At 39.9% G+C, this 21,341-nt stretch carries 23 protein-coding genes; 21 read left to right on the forward strand and 2 right to left on the reverse strand.

Annotated elements, in window-relative coordinates:
* From G592_RS0107855 to G592_RS0107900, 9 genes are all read left to right on the forward strand, one after another.
* Positions 1-795 carry a class I SAM-dependent methyltransferase gene (locus G592_RS0107855; protein ID WP_028247345.1) on the forward strand — a complete coding sequence of 265 codons (795 nt, stop codon included), beginning with the start codon at positions 1-3 and terminating at the stop codon, positions 793-795.
* 393 nt (positions 796-1,188) lie between these two features.
* Complete coding sequence (locus G592_RS15940; protein ID WP_036952214.1) at positions 1,189-1,998, forward strand: hypothetical protein; 810 nt, start codon at positions 1,189-1,191, stop codon at positions 1,996-1,998.
* 564 nt (positions 1,999-2,562) lie between these two features.
* Positions 2,563-3,837: an MFS transporter gene (locus tag G592_RS0107870; RefSeq protein ID WP_081660344.1), complete on the forward strand. Its 1,275-nt coding sequence runs from the start codon at positions 2,563-2,565 to the stop codon at positions 3,835-3,837.
* A gap of 15 nt (positions 3,838-3,852) precedes the next feature.
* Positions 3,853-5,652: an oligoendopeptidase F gene (gene pepF / locus G592_RS0107875; protein ID WP_028247347.1), complete on the forward strand. Its 1,800-nt coding sequence runs from the start codon at positions 3,853-3,855 to the stop codon at positions 5,650-5,652.
* 6 nt (positions 5,653-5,658) lie between these two features.
* Positions 5,659-6,171 carry a QueT transporter family protein gene (locus tag G592_RS0107880; protein WP_028247348.1) on the forward strand — a complete coding sequence of 171 codons (513 nt, stop codon included), beginning with the start codon at positions 5,659-5,661 and terminating at the stop codon, positions 6,169-6,171.
* Between the two features lie 149 nt (positions 6,172-6,320).
* Positions 6,321-6,812 carry an RNA polymerase sigma factor gene (locus G592_RS0107885; RefSeq protein ID WP_028247349.1) on the forward strand — a complete coding sequence of 164 codons (492 nt, stop codon included), beginning with the start codon at positions 6,321-6,323 and terminating at the stop codon, positions 6,810-6,812.
* Positions 6,805-7,101, forward strand: a complete 297-nt coding sequence (locus tag G592_RS15945) for a zf-HC2 domain-containing protein (RefSeq protein ID WP_051194814.1) — start codon at positions 6,805-6,807, stop codon at positions 7,099-7,101. The genes G592_RS0107885 and G592_RS15945 overlap by 8 nt, the downstream gene beginning before the upstream one ends.
* A complete protein-coding gene (locus G592_RS0107895) occupies positions 7,101-7,418 on the forward strand; it encodes a zf-HC2 domain-containing protein (protein ID WP_028247350.1) in 318 nt (105 codons plus the stop codon). Before G592_RS15945 ends, G592_RS0107895 begins: the two co-directional genes overlap by 1 nt.
* Before the next feature lie 16 nt (positions 7,419-7,434).
* The gene (locus G592_RS0107900; RefSeq protein WP_028247351.1) at positions 7,435-8,574 is read left to right on the forward strand and encodes a hypothetical protein; all 1,140 of its coding nucleotides are present in this window, start codon (positions 7,435-7,437) and stop codon (positions 8,572-8,574) included.
* 2 nt (positions 8,575-8,576) lie between these two features.
* Here G592_RS0107900 and G592_RS0107905 read toward each other — a convergent pair whose 3' ends face one another.
* Positions 8,577-9,434, reverse strand: a complete 858-nt coding sequence (locus G592_RS0107905; protein ID WP_028247352.1) for an AraC family transcriptional regulator — start codon at positions 9,432-9,434, stop codon at positions 8,577-8,579.
* A 178-nt stretch (positions 9,435-9,612) separates the two neighbouring features.
* On the opposite strand from G592_RS0107905, the gene dapF reads away from it, so the two are divergent.
* The 6 genes from dapF (at position 9,613) to G592_RS0107935 (ending at position 14,917) form a co-directional block, all read left to right on the forward strand.
* Positions 9,613-10,440 carry a diaminopimelate epimerase gene (gene dapF, locus G592_RS0107910; RefSeq protein WP_028247353.1) on the forward strand — a complete coding sequence of 276 codons (828 nt, stop codon included), beginning with the start codon at positions 9,613-9,615 and terminating at the stop codon, positions 10,438-10,440.
* A gap of 1 nt (position 10,441) precedes the next feature.
* Positions 10,442-11,914 carry a UDP-N-acetylmuramoyl-L-alanyl-D-glutamate--2,6-diaminopimelate ligase gene (locus G592_RS0107915; RefSeq protein ID WP_028247354.1) on the forward strand — a complete coding sequence of 491 codons (1,473 nt, stop codon included), beginning with the start codon at positions 10,442-10,444 and terminating at the stop codon, positions 11,912-11,914.
* On the forward strand, positions 11,901-12,794 hold the full coding sequence (gene dapA, locus G592_RS0107920; RefSeq protein ID WP_028247355.1) for a 4-hydroxy-tetrahydrodipicolinate synthase: 894 nt from the start codon (positions 11,901-11,903) through the stop codon (positions 12,792-12,794). The genes G592_RS0107915 and dapA overlap by 14 nt, the downstream gene beginning before the upstream one ends.
* Positions 12,795-12,921: 127 nt before the next feature.
* Entirely contained in the window at positions 12,922-13,461 is a 540-nt protein-coding gene (locus tag G592_RS15950; protein ID WP_051194835.1) for a rhomboid family intramembrane serine protease, read from the forward strand.
* Positions 13,462-13,494: 33 nt separating this feature from the next.
* Positions 13,495-14,487, forward strand: a complete 993-nt coding sequence (locus tag G592_RS0107930) for a hypothetical protein (RefSeq protein WP_028247356.1) — start codon at positions 13,495-13,497, stop codon at positions 14,485-14,487.
* 19 nt (positions 14,488-14,506) lie between these two features.
* Positions 14,507-14,917, forward strand: coding sequence for an HIT family protein (locus tag G592_RS0107935; RefSeq protein WP_028247357.1), 411 nt, complete (start codon positions 14,507-14,509; stop codon positions 14,915-14,917).
* Here the strand turns inward: G592_RS0107935 and G592_RS0107940 are convergent.
* Positions 14,906-15,964 (reverse strand): undecaprenyldiphospho-muramoylpentapeptide beta-N-acetylglucosaminyltransferase, encoded by a 1,059-nt coding sequence (locus tag G592_RS0107940; protein WP_028247358.1) that lies wholly within the window; start codon positions 15,962-15,964, stop codon positions 14,906-14,908. The genes G592_RS0107935 and G592_RS0107940 overlap by 12 nt on opposite strands.
* 195 nt (positions 15,965-16,159) lie before the next feature.
* On the opposite strand from G592_RS0107940, the gene G592_RS15955 reads away from it, so the two are divergent.
* The 6 genes from G592_RS15955 to dusB all read left to right on the forward strand — a co-directional run bounded on the left by G592_RS15955 (position 16,160) and on the right by dusB (position 21,338).
* Positions 16,160-17,383 carry a cell wall hydrolase gene (locus G592_RS15955; protein WP_051194815.1) on the forward strand — a complete coding sequence of 408 codons (1,224 nt, stop codon included), beginning with the start codon at positions 16,160-16,162 and terminating at the stop codon, positions 17,381-17,383.
* A 117-nt stretch (positions 17,384-17,500) separates the two neighbouring features.
* Positions 17,501-18,496 (forward strand): ornithine carbamoyltransferase, encoded by a 996-nt coding sequence (gene argF / locus G592_RS0107950; protein ID WP_028247359.1) that lies wholly within the window; start codon positions 17,501-17,503, stop codon positions 18,494-18,496.
* Complete coding sequence (locus G592_RS15960; RefSeq protein WP_051194816.1) at positions 18,489-19,259, forward strand: biotin--[acetyl-CoA-carboxylase] ligase; 771 nt, start codon at positions 18,489-18,491, stop codon at positions 19,257-19,259. The genes argF and G592_RS15960 overlap by 8 nt, the downstream gene beginning before the upstream one ends.
* Positions 19,259-19,585: a DUF6145 family protein gene (locus G592_RS0107960; RefSeq protein ID WP_028247360.1), complete on the forward strand. Its 327-nt coding sequence runs from the start codon at positions 19,259-19,261 to the stop codon at positions 19,583-19,585. The genes G592_RS15960 and G592_RS0107960 overlap by 1 nt, the downstream gene beginning before the upstream one ends.
* On the forward strand, positions 19,585-20,355 hold the full coding sequence (locus tag G592_RS0107965; protein WP_028247361.1) for a type III pantothenate kinase: 771 nt from the start codon (positions 19,585-19,587) through the stop codon (positions 20,353-20,355). Before G592_RS0107960 ends, G592_RS0107965 begins: the two co-directional genes overlap by 1 nt.
* On the forward strand, positions 20,355-21,338 hold the full coding sequence (gene dusB, locus G592_RS0107970; protein ID WP_028247362.1) for a tRNA dihydrouridine synthase DusB: 984 nt from the start codon (positions 20,355-20,357) through the stop codon (positions 21,336-21,338). Before G592_RS0107965 ends, dusB begins: the two co-directional genes overlap by 1 nt.
* Positions 21,339-21,341: the final 3 nt, after the last annotated feature.

Consider the following 21,341-nt stretch of genomic DNA (forward strand, 5'->3'; position numbering starts at 1 on the left):
ATGACTAATCTTGAAGAGTACTACAACAAATTCAACGAAGACAAACGCTTAAACAGTCGCCATGGAATCATGGAATATACTGTGACTATGAAATATGTCCACAAATATTTAGACAAGCTTGCCGAGGAAACAGGCAAGTCTAAGTCTGATATCCAGATTCTTGATATTGGCGCAGCTACAGGAGGTTATAGTATTCCTCTTTGGGAAGAAGGTTACGATGTAACAGCAGTGGAGCTTGTAAAGCATAACCTGGGCATGCTAAAGGCTAAAGGTACAGGAGTAAAAGCATTCCAGGGAAATGCAGTGAAGCTTAAGAGATTTGAAGAAAACAGTTTTGATTTCACATTGCTTTTTGGACCTATGTATCACCTCAAGACCAGAGAAGAGCAGCTAAAAGCTTTAACAGAGGCTAAGCGCGTTACCCGCCCAGGTGGATATATATTAGTAGCCTATGTCATGAATGAATACGCTTTCCTTACATACGGAATCAAGGAAGGTCATGTCTTAGAAAACATCGCAGATGGAAAGCTTGATGAAACTTTCCATGTACGCCCAGGTGAAGATGACCTTTACATGTTCATGAGAACAGAAGATATAGAGAGTCTTAATGCAGAAGCAGGCTTGGACCGCATGCAGATTATCTCTCCAGATGGCCCAGCAAATCATATGCGCCGCGAGATAAATGCCCTCACAGAAGAACAGTTCCAGCAATTCATAAACTATCAGATGTCAGTCTGTGAAAGAGCCGATCTTTTAGGGGCAAGTGCACACACGGTGGATATATTAAAAAAGTAAAGTAGGTTGCAAAAGGCAGTGCTATTTACGCATAACAAAATGGTACTGCTCATTTTGTTGGTCTATATGATGTTTGAGCAGTATATATGACTCGAAAGTAGTCCAAGTACTGCTTTTGAAGCAGTATTATAAAGGTGCTGTAGTAATTCTACTGCCTACATGGCAGTGTGAGATAAGGATAGCTTAAAAAAGTACTGCTTGTTTGTAAATTAGAAAAAAGGAATTGGCTCAAAATACTGTTTTGAGGGCAGTGCAGAAAGATGAGAGTATGCATTACACTGCTATATTGGCAGTGAAAAAACTAGAAAGAATTATAGCACTGCTTTTTTAAGAGAAATTGAGAAGAAAAGTATAATGGAGGGGATAAATTAAGGTAACAAGAGAGGAGGAATAATGATACAGGATTCGAGAGCAATAATAGAGAATCTGTCATATATAAATGAGTTAGTAGAGAAATCCAACATAAACCTGAGAAAATATAAGGGATTGGAAAATATACATGTGCAATCCTGCTATAGCAATGGACGTGAGCAGTTATATAAATATGATTCTGACACAGGGAAAAAGAAGTATATTAAAAGAGATGAGATATCTGGTTATGCAAATATAATACAGCGAGATTATGAAGCTGCTGTAAATAAAAAGCTTATTTCTATGCAAAAAATACTTTCTAGAGTTATCAAGGAGCTTCCAAAAACAGAACTTATAGAAATAATGTCTATTTATGATAAACAACCTGCGAGTAAAAGAAACCTGATTGTTCCAATGATTGAGAGTAATGAAGAATATATAGCAAGGTGGCTAGAGGAACATAGCGGAGGGAAGAACTCATATCCTATAGATAATGGAGTTTATACTGCGAAAGGTGAGTACGTAAGGTCAAAATCAGAAAAGATTCTTGCAGATTTGTTCGAAAAATATAGCATCCCATATTGCTATGAGCCAAGTTTTCGACTCAATAATGGAAATGTAGTATATCCAGATTTTGTTATATTAAATGTTAGGTTGCGAAAGACTATATATTGGGAACATTTGGGATTAATAGATAAAGAAGATTATGCAAATAGAAATTTCAAGAAGCTGGATGACTATGATATGAGCGGATTGGAATTGGGTGATAATCTTATAATAACAATGGAATCAGATGCTAGAGGATTTGATTCCAGAAGATTTGAAAGAAAAATAAAAAAGTATTGTTTATAAGTGGTGAAAAATTTGAATGCAATATTAAAATTGCAATCTTTGGGCAAGATGTACAAAAACTAAACGCCGAAATTGTATAATTTATACACTAAGTCAGTAGAATTATCTGAAAATCATGATATCCTATAGGCAGATAAGAAAAGAGTTTATAGGAGGTTTTTATTATGAACATTTTCAGAGAGTTATTTGATAGCGAAAACGGAACAATGATGACATTCATTGATTATTTAAAGAGCAGCTACATCGACTAAGTCGATTAGCTGTTTTTTATTGCGCTAAAGTGAAATCTACAATTATTTTTTATTGACGCATAAAAATCATTATGCTATTATTTTCGCAGATTAAAAATACAAGAAAGGAGGACGCACTAATGAGCATTTTAAATTTTGGAAATGCAATTAAATTAAACACTTGTTACTTTAAGATTGGTGCGCTCTCTTTGTGTGAATAGAAGCGTATAGTATTATCGTATTTACGAAACCAACCCCTTGAAGTAATTATTCTTCAAGGGGTTTTCTTTATGCTTTTTTACGCAAGGAGACGCTGGCTTACATAGGAGGACTTATGACGGACTGTACTATTACAAATCAAACGAATAATAAAAACACCTTATGGACTAGAGATTATACAATCATTACCATAGGAAGTGTAGTTTCGATGTTGGGAAACTCAATGGTTGGATTTGCTATGAGTCTAATGGTGTTGGATTATACTAATTCACCTATGCTTTATGCTGTTTATATGGTTATGTTTACATTGCCACAGCTTATTGCACCAATTATTTCGGGTGCAATATTGGATAGATTTTCTAGAAAGAAGATGATTTACACACTGGATTTTATTAGTGCAGGGGTGTATTTAATTATGGCAATATTGCTTATATCTGGGACATTTAATTTCCCTTTATTTGCTGGAATTTGTTTCTTACTTGGAGGAATTCAAAGTACCTACATGGTTGCTTATGACAGCTTTTATCCTTTATTAATTACAGAGGGAAATTACCAGAAGGCATATTCTATTTCTTCCATGCTTGAAACTATGACTGTGGTAATGGTTCCTGTGGCGACATTTATTTATAATCTCGTCGGAATCGGACCATTAATGGTGATGAATGCGGTTACTTTTTTAATTGCGGCTATATTTGAGACGCAGATTGAGCATGAAGAGGAATACATAGAAAAAAGAAAAGCAGAAACCAGAGAAGAGGTAAGCAGCGGAAAGAGAATGTTGCTAGATATTAAAGAAGGTTTGGAATATCTGAAAGGTGAGCCAGGATTACTCGCCATCGCAATATATTTCCTTTTCAATATGATGGCATGTGGAGCACAAGACGTATTGCTTTTACCTTTTTATAAAGGGAATTTTACAAACGGTGAGTACATTTATGTTATAGTATTTGGTGCAGCCTTCGTTGGAAGAGCATTAGGTGGAGGGATTCACTATAAAGCAAAAATACCTGTAAAATATAAATTCGCATTTGCGATGTTCATTTATGTATTTATAGGTATATTCGAAGGTTCATACCCTTTCATGCCGATAAAGATAGCCATGGTTATGTCATTTATGGCAGGATTGGCAGGCGTGACAAGTTATACAATTAGAATATCTTCTACTCAGAATTATGTTCCAGATGAGAAGAAGGGAAGATTCAACGGAGTATTCTTTATTCTTATGACAGGTGGAATGCTGGTTGGTGAGATGATAGCAGGAGCTATAGCAGAGATTGTTGACGCAAGAATAGTTATTTTAGTATTTAACCTGATTGCAGTTGCAGCAGCGGTAGTCATCATCGGTGGAAACAGAAAAGCAGTAGCAAAAATTTACAATACAGATAATTAAGATAGGAGAAGAATAATGGCAGAAACATTGAAAAAAAGAAGTGAAGTCCCAGTTGAATTAACATGGGATACATCAAGACTTTTTAAGTCATCTAAGGAGCTTATGTCAGCGCTTGAGGAATTCAAGAAACTGACATCTGACATGGAAAAGGAATATAAAGGAAAGCTTACATCAGCTGAGGCAATTAATGATTGCATGGATAAGCTCAATCAGTGGAATGTTATGGCAGACCACTTATATAACTATGTAGAGTTAAATGTGTCTGTAGATTACACAAATGCTGATGCTCAGAAGGAGCAAGCTCTTGTCATGAGTGAGTTTTCAAGAGCACTTAGCACTGTATCCTTTGTAGACAGTGAGTTGGCAGAGGCTCCAAAGGAATTAATCGAGGAGGCCATTAACTCAGCAACAGTTGGTAAGCATTACTTAGAAGATGTTGAGCGTCAGCGACCACACCGTCTTACACCAGAGACAGAAGCAGCAATAGCAGCTCTTAGAGATACAATTGAAGCTCCATATAAAATATATGAGACAAGCAAGCTTGCTGATATTCAGTTCCCTGATTTTGAAGCAAATGGAGAGAAGCATCCTCTTGGCTATTCATTATTTGAAGATAACTATGAATATGAAAGAGATACAGAGGTTCGTAGAGCAGCATTTGATGCTTTCTCAAAGAAAATCCGTGAGTATATGTACACAACCGCTACAGTTTATGGTAGCCATGTTAGAACAGAAAAGACTATTTCTGAATTACGTAAATACGATAGTGTTTTAGATTATCTTCTTTTTGAGCAGAAGGTAACCCGTGAAATGTATGACCGTCAGATAGATTTAATCATGGAAAAGCTTGCTCCTCACATGAGAAAGTATGCACGTCTTTTAAAAGAAGCAAACGGTCTTGAAAAGATGACATATGCAGATTTAAAGATTGCTTTAGATCCAGATTACGACCCACAGGTTACTATCGAGAAGTCAAAGGAATACATCATAGACGGTCTTTCAATCATGGGTCCTGAGTATAAGGAAATGCTTGAGACAGCATATAAGGAGAGATGGGTTGACTTTGCCCAGAACATCGGTAAATCAACAGGTGGTTTCTGTGCCAGCCCATACCAGAAGGGTTCATACATCCTTCTATCTTGGAACGACAGAATGAGTGATGTATTCACACTTGCTCATGAGCTTGGTCATGCAGGACATTTTGCAGCCTGCGGCAAGGCCCAGAGTGCACTTGATGTAGAGGTTTCAAACTATGTCGTTGAGGCGCCTTCTACTATCAATGAGCTCCTTATGGCAGAGTATCTTAAGAGCAAAAGTGGTGATGACAAGCGCTTCCGTAGATGGGTCCTTGCTTCACAGATTTCAAATACTTACTACCACAATTTTGTTACACATCTTCTGGAGGCAGCTTATCAGCGCGAGGTATATAAGCTTGTTGATAAGGGTGAAGCAGTGCCAGCTGAGACATTAAATGAAATCTATAAAAACGTCCTTAAAAAGTTCTGGGGCGACGAAGTAGAGCTCACTGGGGGCTGTGAGCTTACATGGATGAGACAGCCACATTATTATATGGGCTTGTATTCTTACAGCTATAGTGCTAGTCTTACTATCGCGACGCAGGTTATGAAGAGAATCCTCAAAGAGGGTCAGCCTGCTGTCGAAGATTGGAAGAAGACACTTGCAGCAGGTGGTACAGTGACTCCAGTAGAGTTTGCAAAGATGGCTGGTGTTGATGTGACAACAGATGCAGCGCTTCTTGATACAATCGATTACATCGGAAGTATTATCGATGAAATTGAGCAGATAGGAGTATAAAAGAAATTGAGTAATAACGAGAACAAAAACAGAAATAAGATTTTATTGATTACACAGGGAGCCATGATTGCAGCCCTTTATGTGGTACTTACATGGGTGGCAAACGTACTGGGCCTTGCAAATGGAGCTATTCAAGTTAGATTTTCAGAGGCACTTTGCATTCTCCCTATTTTCACACCTGCAGCCATCCCAGGATTGTTTGTAGGATGTCTTATTTCGAATATTATAAATGGATGTGTCATCTGGGATATTATTTTCGGAAGCCTTGCAACACTTATTGGAGCCTTTGGAACATATTTCCTTAGAAAGACAAAGTTCATTTTTACATTGCCACCAGTAATTGCAAACATGGCGATTGTACCATTTGTTCTTCGTTATGCTTACATGGTTGAAGATGCATACTGGTTCCTGGTTGTGACAGTTGGTATCGGAGAAGTTATCAGCGTGTGCATCCTTGGATTTATCCTTAAGACAGCACTTGATAAGAACAAGAGAGCAATCTTCGGTCAGGATAACTAATAAATAAAAATATCACCAAAAGGTCTGTGATTATCTTTTTAGCGGGATATATCATAGACCTTTTTTAGATAAAAAAATAAATTTTATGTAACGAAATATAAAAATAATAGACTAATCTATTAGAACAAAAGAAAGGAGGTTGCCCTGGGGTGAATATAAAGAAAATTTGCGAAGAATATTATCCACTGGTGCTGGGGTACCTTCTTACTCTGACTAATGGAAATAAAGATTTGGCAGAAGACTTAACACAGGAAACTTTCTATAGAGCAATAAAAAATATTAAAAGCTTTCGTGGTGATTGTAAGGTTTCGACCTGGTTGTGCCAGATAGCAAAGTACACATTTTGGCAGTACTTAGACAAATCAAAGAAGTATAAACAGGTGCCATTAGATGAATTAATGAATGTTTCAGCTGGAGAACTGGTTGAAGAAATGTACATCAAGGAAGAAACAAACAAGGTCTTATATGAAAGCATAGAAAAGCTAGATGCCCAGACAAAGGATGTAGTGTTGTTTAGATTGACTGGTGAGCTGTCCTTTAAAGAGATAGGGGAGCTTTTAAATAAAACAGAAAACTGGGCCAGAGTGACCTTTTACAGAGCTAAGGCAAAAATAGGAAAGGAGATGAGTAACTATGAATAGATTTGAATGTGAATTAGTTAATGATCTTCTTCCTGGTTATATAGATAAGAAAGCATCAATTGAGACCAATCAGTTTATCGAAGAGCATATTAAGGAATGTCAGGAGTGCAGGGATTTGTACGAGGCAATGGTTGGTGAAGTTGTTGTGGAGAATCAGCGGTCAACTTATAAGAAAAAATTCAGGATTAACAGTATAGGAAAAATGGTGTTAATAGTTCTGGGCTACCTTGTGATAGTGGTAATCGGACTAGTAATTTACACCTATATACTTGTGAATGGGGTGTTGTAATGGAAAAGAATAAGGTACCGTGCAAAATAATAGAAGATTTGTTGCCATCGTATCTGGATGAAATATTATCGGATTCTGTAAATGAAGCGGTGGAAATTCATCTGGAAAGCTGCGAGGCATGCAGGAAAAAACTCGGTCAGTTAAAATCCGAACTGGCTGAAGGACAAGTGCAGATAGAAGAAAACGATGCTGCATTTGTAAAAGGTATAAAGAGGTATAAGCACTATGTAATAGGAATGGCTATAGGTGTTGGAATACCACTGTTAGCCTTTTTGGCATTTATCATTTGGTTGATGTTTATTTCTATGAATTCTTAAATAAAAGGAGAAGGATATGTTAAAGAAAAAAGGTACAAAAATAGCAATAGGTATTGTAGGTGGACTAATTATTGGAATCATTACCGTAATTGCGGTTATCTTTATATTTCTCTTATTGTTCTTTTTTGGAGGCCCACCAAAGGTTACCAAAAATGTAGATAAATATGAACAGACGATGGAAGAGAATTTGACCAGAGAATACGGTAAGGCTAGAACAGAATTTATTACGTTCCCTAAAGAAATTCCAGCCAGCGCATTTAACCAGGACACAAAGCCAGAGTTTTATAATTCATTTCAGGATACATGGGATGACCCTACTTACGAGGTATATCTTAAGTGCCAGTACAGTGATGAGGACTATAAGAGCGAGATAGACAGACTTAGTTCTGTGGAAAAGACATACACTACCTATGACGACAGAAAAAAGACACTGATTTATGATAATTCAGATAGATTTGCCTACCCTGCTTATATTGCAATAGACCATAATGATTTTTCTTATGAGTACGCATTGGATTTGGGAGATGACAGCATAGCTTATATCTACGTAGCTTTTAAAAACTCAGAGAAAAGTTTGAAAAAGATTCCACAAGAATATCTTCCAAATGATTACGAGGAAAGTTTGACGCTAAAAAATGGGAGCCATTTGAATACTACTTACGAGGATAGTACTGCTTATAACATATATCAGGTGCCGGCATATAACGGACATAGCGCTGTTTATGGATTAGGCGCCTATAATAAAGTGGAATTAGAAAATGCCTTCGAAGGTATTTCAGGATTATTAGCTTTTCCTAAGGATATTAATAACGTAAAGGATGGGCGTTTTAGATATAGCAGGGATGATGATTCAGGCTATGTATTTTTGGAAGCAGAGTATTCAGAAGAAGATTATAAAGCTGAAGAAGACAGATTAAAGGATGAAGAGTATTCCTGTGCCACATATAACAACTCGGATTATAATTATCCTGCATATGTAGTTCGTGCAGGCAAGGTAGAAGGTCTTCCAGAAGATATTATGAGTGATGTGGATAAAGCAGATATACATGAATATGCCCTGATGGACAAATCAAACAATAAGATTATTTATCTTTTGCTCATCAATCCAGGAGAACTAAATCTGAGAGATATTGGGGAGTACCTGGCAGTAAAATAATTTTAAAACGATAATGAGGCCTGTGACTCAGCTTTCTTGCGGGGGCTGGTGCCATAGGTCTTTTTGTATGCCCTAAGGAAAGTGGAGTAGGTGCCGAAGCCTGCCTGCTCGCTGGCTTCCACGATGGATGTGCCAGAGTCTATGAGGGACTGGGCAAGGGAAAGGCGCTTCATTGTTATGTAATTTCCAATAGTGTAGCCTGTCTCGTCTTTGAATGTGTGCATGAGATAATAACGAGACAGGAAGAACTTGGAAGCCAAAATATCTACCGACAAATCCGAAGCCAAATTTTCATTTATATATTGAATAATAGAATTAATCTTTGTTCCCGCGTAGTTGGTAGAAAGATACTCTACCTCATCGCTGATGGCAGCACGATTAAGCTCTACCATAAATTCCAAAAACAGAACCTGCATGAAGAGCTCGTTGGCATATTCATCTTTACCAAGATTATTGATGAGCTTATTTACAGAAGCAGCCACTCTGGAATTCTTAAAAGAGCGCAGTCTTAATACATGGGAATTGTTTTCCATGGCATTTCTAAAGCAATAAGATAAATCATTTTCATCGCGGCTATATTCAGCCAAAAATTCCTTGGAAATATAAATAATGATACGTTCATAGGTGGAGTCATCGTGAAAAATAGGTCGATGAACTTCCCCTGCATTTACAAAAACAATATCATCTGCCTGTAAATCAAAGGTCTGACCTTCTATAGAATAGGATGTATTTCCGGACAAGTGAATTAAAACCTTGTGGAAATCGTGGTAGTGAAAATCGATTTCTCCAAGATTTGAGTCTGAAAGATGGAAGATTTTGAAGTTGGAATACAGGTAACCTTTTTTGCTGTATTCAGTCATGGCGTCATCCTTTCTTCACAATTCCATAGTAATATCCTAGCTTGAGTATAAATCCAAATAGCACTATTTGCAACATAATAGGCACTAACAGTCCTTAACATAGTTAAAAGTGCGGAGTATACTGACCTTAGAATGAATAACTATCAGTAGAACTATCAACGACTAGAAAGGATAGCTTATGAAATTTACTAAAATGCACGGCTGCGGAAACGACTATGTATATGTAAATCTTTTCGAGGAAAAGATTGAAGATCCTGCAGCAGTTTCTATTAAAGTTAGCGACAGACACTTCGGAATCGGCTCAGACGGCCTCATCACAATCGGCCCTTCAGACGTAGCAGATTTCAGAATGAGAATATATAACGCAGATGGTTCAGAGGCAGAGATGTGCGGCAACGGAATCCGCTGCGTAGCAAAATACGTTTACGATCACAAGCTCACAGACAAGACAGAGATTTCTGTTGAGTCAGGAGCAGGTATTAAATATCTCACACTTTTCGTAGAGAACGGAAAGGTAGAGCAGGTTCGAGTAGATATGGGTGAGCCAATCCTTGAGCCTTCACAGATTCCAGTAGTAGCCGATGGCGACAAGGTAATCGACGAGCCAATCGAGGTTGGTGGAAAAACATGGAATATGACATGCGTTTCAATGGGTAACCCACACGCAGTAGTATTCGTAGATGACACAGAGCACTTCGAGCTTGAGAAGTACGGACCACAGTTTGAGAATCATGAGCGCTTCCCTAAGCGTACAAATACAGAGTTCGTTCAGGTTCTTTCTAGAACTGAGGCAAACATGCGAGTTTGGGAGCGTGGCTCAGCTGAGACTTGGGCATGCGGCACAGGTACATGCGCCACAGTTATGGCTTGTATCTTAAATGGAAAGACTGATGATAAGGTTCTTGTTCACCTTCGTGGTGGAGATTTGACAATCGAATACGACCGCGCGACAAACCACGTATTCATGACAGGACCAGCAACTGAAGTATTTAATGGAGAGATTTAAAATGAAATTAGTAGAGCTTTTAGATAGATTAGATTACGAATTATATGCAGGTGAGCTTGACCGCGACATCACTACACTTACATATGATTCAAGAAAAGTAGAGAAGGACAGCGTATTTGTTTGTATCTCAGGTACAGTAAGAGATGCACACGATTTCATCCCTGATGTAATCGAAAAGGGTGCCAGCGTAATCATCATTGAGAAGGACGTTGAGCCAGTAGATGGCGTTACATATATCAAGGTGGCAAACAGCCGTCAGGCACTTGCTTATACATCAGCTGCATACTTTGGTCATCCAGCAGAGCAGCTTAAGACAATCGGTATCACAGGAACAAAGGGCAAGACCACTACTACATACATGGTTAAGTCTATCCTTGAGAAGGCTGGTATCAAGACAGGTCTTATCGGTACAATCGAGTCTATCGTAGGCGAGGAGCGTATTCCAGCAGTTAACACTACTCCAGAGTCTTACCGCGTTCAGGAGCTTTTCCGTCAGATGGTTGACGCAGGTCTTGATGCAGTAGTTATGGAAGTAAGCTCACAGGCTCTTATGCTTCACAGAGTTTCAGGCTTCACTTTCGACATTGGCGTATTTACAAACCTTGAGCCAGATCACATTGGTGACAATGAGCACAAGGATTTCGAAGATTATATGCACTGCAAGAGCTTACTTTTCCAGCAGTGTAAGACAGGTATCTTCAATGGTGACAGCGAGCACATCGAGGGTATCTTAAAGAATCACACATGCGACGTTATTAAATATGGTTACGGCAAGGACAATGACCTTGTTGCTGAGAATGTAGAGCTTTTAAAAGAGCACGGTGCACTTGGTGTTAAGTATCACATCTCAGGACAGGAGAATATGGACGTTGAGGTTAACGTTCCAGGTACATTCTCTGTTTACAACTCACTTACTGCAGTTGCTATCTGCAAGCAGTTCGGTGTAGCTGAGGACAAGATTAAGGCAGCTCTTAAGGACGTTCACGTAAAGGGACGTATTGAGCTTGTTCCAGTTTCAAAGAAGTTTACAGTTATGATTGACTACGCTCACAACGCAATGGCACTTGAGAGCCTTCTTACAACTCTTAAGGCTTACGACCCAGGCAGACTTGTTTGCCTCTTCGGTTGCGGTGGCAACAGAGCAAAGTCACGTAGATATGAGATGGGTGAGGTAAGCTCAAAGCTTGCTGACCTTACAGTTATTACATCAGACAACCCTCGTAACGAGGAGCCAATGGACATCATTAACGATATCCTTACAGGCGTAAAGAAGGCTGATGGTGAGTATGTTACAATCCCAGACCGCAAGGAGGCTATTCGTTACTGCCTCGTAAATGCAAAAGAGGGAGATATTGTAGTTCTTGCAGGCAAGGGCCACGAGGACTATCAGGAAATAAAGGGTGTAAAACACCACATGGATGAGCGCGAGCTTATCGCCGATGTTATTAAGGAGGATGGCAATGACATTATTTAAAGGTGCAGGAGTAGCTCTTATAACTCCATTCAATGAAGATGAAACCATAAATTATGACATGCTTGGAACTCTTATTGACAGACAGATTGATGGTGGAACAGATGCGATTATCGTATGCGGCACTACAGGTGAGGCCGCTACAATGAGCGAGGAGGAGAAGCTTTCAGTAGTTGAGTACACTGTAAAGCGTGTAAATCACCGCGTTCCTGTAATCGCAGGCTCAGGTGCAAACAACACTCGTCTTGTTATCGATTTATCTAAGAAGATTGCAGCACTTGGTGCGGACGGACTTCTTATTGTTACACCTTTTTACAACAAGGCTACACAGGAAGGTTTATACCAGCATTATTCGACAATCGCTAAGGAAGTAGATCTTCCTATTATCATGTACAACGTACCTAGCCGTACAGGCTGCAACATTCTTCCAGAGACAGCTATGAAGCTTGCTCTCGAGTTTAGAAACATAGTAGGTATTAAGGAAGCAAGTGGAAACATTTCTCAGATTACAAAGCTTGCAAGCCTTTGCAGAGGATGCCTTGATATTTACGCTGGAAACGATGATCAGATTGTCCCAATTCTTTCCCTTGGCGGAGTTGGAGTTATTTCTGTACTTTCAAATGTGGCACCTAGGGGCACACACGACATGGTTATGGAATATTTAAATGGCAACGAAGATAAGGCACGCAAGCTTCAGCTTGATTATCTCGAGCTTGTGGATGCACTTTTCTGCGAGGTAAATCCTATCCCTGTTAAATCCACCATGAATATGTTAGGATTTAATGTAGGTAGTCTTAGACTACCACTTACAGAGATGGAGGATAAGCATAAGGTGGCAATGAGCCAGTTGCTCAGCAGAATGCCACAGGAAATGCTTGCGTAGTGTGAAAAGTAATAAAGAAGATTTTTTAAAACCAAAAAACGGTCCAATCACATTTTTATTAGTGGCAATTAATATAATTGTCTTTATTGTGTTGGAAATTCAAGGAGATACAGAGGACGGCGCCTTTATGTTATATAGTGGCGCCATGAATCCGTATCTCGTTTTATATAATCACGAGTGGTACCGCTTGTTTTCAGCCACATTCATGCACTTTGGAATAGAGCACTTGGCTAACAATATGCTGCTGTTATTCCTTTTAGGGCAGATTTTCGAGCGAGCAGTAGGTACCACCAGATATGTGGGAATCTACTTGGGCTCTGGCCTGGCAGGTTCCTTCTTGTCGTTCTTTTATATGTGTCTCATGGGGAAAAATGATATTGTTGCAGGCGCATCGGGAGCCATCTTTGGCATTATTGGTGGAATGATAATAGTTGTACTTGTAAATAAGGGAAGATATAAGGGTATCAGCGCCAAGAGAATGATTTTCATGGCAGTTCTTACATTATATTTTGGGTTCGCTACAGCAGGAACGGACAATGTGGGACATTTGGGAGGTTTGATAGCAGGTTTTATTCTTACATTTATAAGTTACGGAATACCAACATTAATTCACAATTTGAAGAATGATGGTTACGTTGATTTTGATGAGGAAAATCCCTATACTTAAAATTAAGGGAGAGAAGGTTCGCGGGGGGCGATTATGAAGGTAAACATTTACTATGGCGGTAGAGGTCTGCTTGAAGACCCTACACTTTACGTAATCAACAAGATGGAGCAGGTTCTTACCGAGCTTCAGGTTGAAGTTCATCTTTACAACATCTACGAGCAGAAGAATGCGATTTCCATGCTGCCACAGACTTTGAAGGACGCAGATGGAATCATTCTTGCCACCACAGTAGAATGGCTGGGAATCGGCGGATACATGAATCAGTTTTTGGATGCCTGCTGGCTCTATGCTGACAAGACCGCACTTGCCACCACATACATGCAGCCTGTGGTTATGTCCACCACTTATGGTGAGCGCGAAGCCATGGTTACTCTTGAAAATGCATGGGAGATTCTTGGAGGATTGCCATGCTCAGGTTTCTGCGGCTATGTGGAGGATGTGAAGGAATTCAGAGAGAACACTGAGTATGCTCACATCATCGAAAAAAAGGTGGAGACTCTTTACAGAACAATTTCCCAGCATACAAAAGGATTGCCTACCAGCAATCAGGCGGTTACAAGAAGCATATTGCGTACACAGCAGTTGGAGCTTTCTCCTCAGGAGTCTGAGCAGCTTTCAAAATTTGTTTCTGACGATGAATATGTTCAGACACAGAAGGCTGATATTGCAGATCTCACTAGCATGTTCAGAGACATGATGGGCAAAAAGCAGGAAGACAGCAGCAACGAATATATAAATGATTTTGAGATTCACTTTAAGGGGAATCCAGAATTCGCAGCAAAATATCTCTTTATGATAGATGGCAAGGAACAGCCACTATTCCTTGGGATTTCCGGGGATCAGATGGATTGCCACTATGGAAAAGAGGATAATATAGATGTTTACATGAAGCTCAACAGCGGCATCATGGATAACATCGTGGCTGGCAGAGAGACCTTCCAGAGAGCATTCTCTGTAGGTGATATGACAGCAAAGGGTAATTTTAGAACCCTTAGAACTCTCGACGAGATATTTACTTTTAACTAAATAAATGGAGGATAATGAAATGAAGGACAACAATTGTATTTTTTGTAAGCTTGCAAACGGAGACATTCCTACAAACTCAATTTATGAGGATGATGATTTCAAGGTAATTCTTGATGCAGCGCCAGCAACAAAGGGACATGCACTTATCTTACCAAAGAATCATTTTGCTAATATTTTTGAGATTGATGATGAGGTGGCTGCAAAGGCACTTCCACTTGCAAAGAAGATTGCTAAAAATATGATGGATAAGCTTGGATGTGCGGGAGTGAATGTTTTACAGAACAATGGTGAAGCTGCCGGACAGACAGTTCACCATTTCCATATTCATGTAATTCCACGTTACGTTGATGATAAGGCAATCAAGGAATGGGATCACCTTAGCTTCAGCGAAGAAGAGACAAAAGAAGTTGTTTCTAAATTAAGCATGTAAAATCAAATCAATGATAGTTTTATTGGCGTCCAGTAACTTGCTGGATGCCATTTTTTCTTTGATTTCATCGCGACGTGCGAATACATCGTTAACAGAGTTGATAAGCAATTCTGCAGTAAGGTCTTCCTCCTGAAGAACTGTTGAAAATCCCTGCTTTTCATAGCTTTCAGCATTAAGAATCTGATCACCACGGCTGGCCTTTGCAGAAAGTGGAATCAGGATGTTAGGAATCTTTAATGCAAGGATTTCGCTGATAGAGTTGGCGCCGGCGCGGCTAATCATCAAATCTGTCATTGCAAAAATATCATTAAGCTGTTCACTAATGAATTCGTATTGTTGATAACCTGCCTTGCCCTCAAACTCCTTGTTGATATTTCCTTTACCTACAAGGTGAACAATCTGGAACTTCTCAAGAAGAGTATCAAGTGATTCCCAAACTGCATTATTAATGAAACGGGAACCAATGCTGCCGCCCATAATGAGCATAACAGGCTTTTCATTATTAAATCCGCAGAATGAAAGTCCAGCTTCTTTATTACCAGTGAAAAGTTCCTGGCGAATAGGTGAGCCAGTGTGAACAGCTTTTCCATTAGGAAGATAGTTCATTGTCTCAGGGAAATTGCAGCAAACCTTTGTGGCAAAAGGAATAGCAAGTTTGTTTGCAAGACCTGGAGTCATATCTGATTCATGGATGATGGCAGGTATATGCTGACGTCCAGCAGCCATAACAACAGGAACAGAAACAAATCCGCCCTTTGAAAATACCACGTCAGGCTTAAGATGCTTTAAAAGCTGATTAGCCTCAGAAAATCCCTTGATAACACGGAAAGGATCAGTGAAATTCTGCCAATCGTGATAGCGACGAAGCTTTCCTGAAGAGATACCATAATAGGTAATTCCAGCGTTTTCTACCATCTTTTTTTCAATCCCATTATAGGAACCAATGTAGAATATCTCGTAACCTTCTTGTTTTAAATAAGGAACAAGAGCTAAATTTGGTGTGACATGGCCGGCAGTGCCACCACCTGTCATTACTATTGTTTTCATATGTAAATCCTCGTAATTATTTATCTGTACAAACCATACTAAAAATGGCTACAAACACTATAATATCAAGGTTTTGTTAAAAGTCAAATGGCCAAAATTTGACTTTTTTGTGCAACAATGCTATATTAAGCAACGTAACAAGTTTGTAATATTTTGTATTTTTTGTAAAAAGCTAAATTTAAAAAGCGGAGGATTATGATTAGAAACAGCAATACCATTTCTTCATTCTGTACAAAGAACAAGAAATATTTAAACAAGCGAACCATGCAGTCAGCAGCTCTATCGGTGGCCATGGTACTTTTAATCTCAGGAGCTGTAGTTTGTGCCCCTTCAGAAAGAAAGGTTACAACAAATGTTGATATCCAGCCAGCTAGCACAGCAGGTGTATTTTCTGCGGTTTCAGCAATGGACGCGTCAGCTGGTACTGGTTTAGTTTCTGCGTCTGCAGATGTTTCTGTAGTTGCAGCTACTTCAGATCAGGTTAAATTTGATGATGATATTTATGATGAGTGGTCAGATAAGGTAATGGCTAAGGACATTAATGATTACCTTTATATCCGTGAGGATGCTGATCAGACATCAGAGGTTATAGGAAAACTTCGTAAAAACGACATCGCTACATTAGTAGATGTATTTGATGGTTGGTACGAAATTGAGTCTGGAAATGCTCACGGTTTTGTTTCAGCAGAGCATTGCATTACAGGTATCGATGCATACGAGTATGCTTTAGACGTATGCGATACATATGCTACTACAGACGTTAATGGTCTTCGTATGAGAAGCGAGGCTTCAGAAGACTCTAAGATTATCAAGGTTGTTTCTAAGGGAACAAAGCTTGAGGTAAATGATGAAGCAGAGGAAGTAGAAGGCTGGATAGCTGTTACTTCTGGAAATAAGACAGGCTACGTTAAGGCAGATTATGTTGACGTAGATATGGAGACAGGCGAGGCTATTACTCTTGAGGAGGAGGCCGCAGCTCAGAAGGCAGCAGAGGAAGCAGCAGCTAAAAAGGCAGCAGAGCAGGCTGCTATGGCAGAGCAGGCTAAGATTGCAGCAGCAGAAGCAGCTGCAGCAAAGCAGGCAGTTATTACTTCAGCAGATGACGTTACTCTTCTTGCAGCTATTATTCAGATTGAGGCAGGAAGCGAGTGCTACGATGGTCAGGTAGCAGTAGGTGCAGTTGTAATGAATCGTGTTCTCAGTGGTTCATACACAAACAACATCGAAGGCGTTATCTTCCAGAAGGGTCAGTTTGCTACATCACGTATGTCTTCCGTTATTTCAAAGGGACCAAAGGCATCTTGCATTCAGGCAGCACAGGACGCTATGGCAGGTGCAGACCCTACAGGTGGACGTACACACTTTAGACGCGCTGGTTCTAGAGAAGGTCTTATAATTGGAAACCACGTATTCTACTAGTTTGATAAATTTATAAAAATTTAAGCTCTTGGGTTTACCCAAGGGCTTTTTTGGTATATAATGCATAATAACTCACCATTATTGTATATTTATGCACTTGAACAAAGGAGGTACGTTATGGACTTAAAAGGAAAGAACTTTTTAAAGATGTTGGATTTTACACCTGAAGAAATCAATGGTTTGATTGAGTTATCTTTACAGCTTAAGGCTGAGAAGAAGCAGGGTAAGTCTCAGAAGGATTACATGGCAGGAAAGAATATTGCATTAATATTTGAAAAGACATCTACACGTACCCGTTGTTCTTTTGAAGTTGCAGCTTATGATATGGGAGCAAATGTTACTTATCTTGATCCATCTGGTTCACAGATTGGAAAGAAGGAGTCTATTGCTGATACAGCCCGCGTACTTGGTCGCATGTATGATGGTATCGAGTACCGTGGTTTCGAGCAGACCATCGTAGAGGATTTGGCTAAATATGCAGGCGTACCTGTTTGGAACGGACTTACAAACGAGTCACATCCTACACAGATGATTGCCGACATGATGACAATCAAGGAGCACTTTGGAAAGCTCAAAGGAATTAAGTTTGTATATATGGGTGATGCCCGCTATAATATGGGTAACTCGCTTATGGTCACATGTGCAAAGCTTGGCATGGATTTCGTGGCATGCACAAATAAGAAATATTTCCCAGAGGCATCTCTTGTGGAGAAGTGTCAGGCCATCGCAAAGGAGACTGGCGCTACCATTACTCTTACAGAGGATGTAGCTGAGGGTTGCAAGAATGCAGATGTGATTTATACTGATGTATGGGTATCAATGGGAGAGCCTGACGAGGTATGGGAGGAGCGTATCACTGACCTTTCACCATATCAGGTTAATGCAAAGGCATTCGCATATGCGAATTCAGATGCGAAGTTTATGCACTGTCTTCCAGCATTCCATGATTTAAATACTACCATCGGTAAAGAGATTCATAAGAAGTTTGGAATCGACTGTATGGAGGTTACAGACGAAATATTTGAAAGTGAGCGTTCAATTGTCTTTGATGAGGCAGAGAATCGTATGCACTCAATCAAGGCGGTTATGTACGCAACATTAGGAAATGCTTAACGACATTAGATATGAGTATTTTGAATCAGTAGATTCAACCAACGATAGAATAAGGCTAAGAGCTCGTGAGGATGAGATTCAGGGCCTGGTTATTTCCGCAGGGCAGCAGACTGCCGGCAAAGGACGAATCGGTCGCAAATGGGAATCACCTTCTCACGACTCTATTGCCACATCCCTATTACTTAGACCAGAGGAGATTTCCTTGGAGGCCATCCCTACCATCACTGTGGTGGCGGCTATGGCTGTGAGAGATGCACTGTATCGTATTTACGGATTAAATGGTAAAATAAAATGGCCGAATGATATAGTGCTTGATGGAAAGAAAATCTGCGGCATCCTTACCGAGATGGAGATGAAGGATGGGAAGGTCTGGTATGTTGTAGTTGGCATCGGCGTAAATGTACATAATAAAAACTTCCCAGAGGATATTGCATTCAAGGCTACTTCGGTGGATTTGGAGCTGGCGAAAACAGGTGGCGGACATGGCCACAGAGAAGAACTTACAAAAGAGATATGGAACAGTTTCAAAAAGTATTATAATATCTTCATTGAGACACAGGATATGACCGGCCTTCGAGAAGAATATGAAAATCATCTTGCTAATCGGGGCAATCGTGTTAGAATAGAGGCTCAGGAAGATTCTTACGAAGCAGTGGCCAAAGGTATTAATAACCGAGGCGAACTGATAGTAGAAGTCGATGGAGTAGAAAGGATAATCCGCACCGGAGAGGTTTCCGTTCGCGGAATATATGGATACGTTTAATGGAAGATGAAGTAGTACTTTGTGGCGCCAGCTGCTACACTAAAAAATATTATTTAAATCCAGACTTTGAGGGACTCCCTCCAATGGTAAAGGATGAGCTGAAAATCATGTGCGTTATGTACACAGAGGAAGTCAGCGGTACCATCCAGATGATTTACGATGAGGAAGGCAGCCTTCGCATTGAGGTGGATCACAATGAGGACGACCTTCTCTATGATGAGATTGGTTCGGCACTGATAGTAAAGCGAATGCAAAGAGAGCGCGAGGAATTATTTGAAGCTCTTGAGACATATTATAAAGTAGTATTCTTAGGGGAGGGCATGTAATGCTTCTTACAATTGACGTTGGAAATACAAATATCACTTTAGGTGTTTTTAATGGCGAGGAGCTTTTAGGAAGCTTCCGTGTTACTACAAAGATTAATCGTACATCAGATGAATTCGGAATCACATTCCGTGAGATTCTTCGTTCGAATAATATAGACTACACAGAGATTGATGATGTAATTATTGCATCTGTTGTTCCAAACGTAATGCACTCACTTACAAGTTCAATCATTAAATATTTTGATATTCAGCCAATCATCGTAGAGGCTGGCATTAAGACAGGTATCAGAATCGCTACAGAGAATCCTAAGCAGATTGGTGCTGACCGTATCGTTGATGCGGCAGGTGCTTACGAGCTTTACGGCGGACCAGTTCTTGTACTTGACTTTGGTACAGCTACCACTTATGATTTGGTGGATGCAAACGGGGCATTCGTTTCAGGAGTTACAGCGCCTGGTATTCGTATCAGCGCAAAGGCTCTCTGGGAAGACGCTGCTAAGCTTCCTGAGATCGAAATCAAGAAGCCTGAGAAGATTCTTGCAAAGGAAACAATTTCTTCTATGCAGGCCGGTCTTGTTTACGGACAGATTGGTCAGACAGAATATATTGTTAAGAATATGATCAAGGAAAGTGGCTATGAAAATGTTAAGGTTGTAGCTACAGGTGGTCTTGGAAATCTTATTTCAAGTGAGACTCAGTGCATCGATATTTACAACCCAAATCTTACACTTTACGGTATGAAGTTTATTTACGATAAGCAGAAGAAATAATGATAGAGAAATTACAAATCGGAAACGTAACTTTAGAAAACAATTTGATTTTGGCACCAATGGCAGGCGTAACAGACCTGCCATTTCGTTTGTTATGCAAAGAACAGGGAGCAGCCCTTTGTTGCATGGAAATGGTTAGTGCCAAAGGAATTTTATATAACAATAAAAATACTGAGAGCCTTCTTACTGTTGATGAGAGAGAGCGTCCTGTCAGCCTTCAGCTTTTTGGTTCTGACCCAGAGATTATGGGAGCCATGGCTGCAAAGATTGAACACAGAAATTTTGATATCCTGGATATCAACATGGGCTGCCCTGTACCAAAGGTTGTCAACAATGGAGACGGCTCTGCTCTTATGAAGAATCCTGTGCTTGCAGGAAAGATTATCGAGAGCATGGTAAAGGCCATTAATAAGCCGGTGACAGTTAAGATTCGAAAAGGTTTTGACGATGAACATGTTAACGCGGTAGAGATGGCTCACGTGGCAGAGGAATCTGGCGCAGCTGCTGTAGCAGTTCACGGACGTACCAGAGAGCAGTATTACTCTGGCAAAGCTGACTGGAGCATCATCGCTGATGTAAAAGCAGCTGTTAAAATTCCAGTTATTGGAAATGGAGATATCCTTGATGCAAAGGATGTAATTGCCATGAAAGAGCAGACTGGCTGCGATGGATTTATGATAGGAAGAGGTGCTCAGGGTAACCCTTGGATCTTCCATCAGATTCTTCATTATTTTGAGACAGGTGAGCTCATTGGAAAGCCACCTATGGAAGAAATGGTGAAGACAATGCTTCGTCACGCAAAGCTTCAGATTGAGTTTAAGGGCGACTATCTTGGTATCAGAGAAATGAGAAAACATGCTGCCTGGTACACCGCTGGTTATAAGGGCGCAAGCAAGCTTCGTGGGGCAATAAATAATGTTGAGTCATATGATGATTTAGAAAAACTTTTTGAAAGTTTTATGAACCAATATGGGAATTCTTGACAT

Source organism: Pseudobutyrivibrio ruminis CF1b, assembly GCF_000424005.1.
GTDB classification, from domain to species: domain Bacteria; phylum Bacillota; class Clostridia; order Lachnospirales; family Lachnospiraceae; genus Pseudobutyrivibrio; species Pseudobutyrivibrio ruminis_C.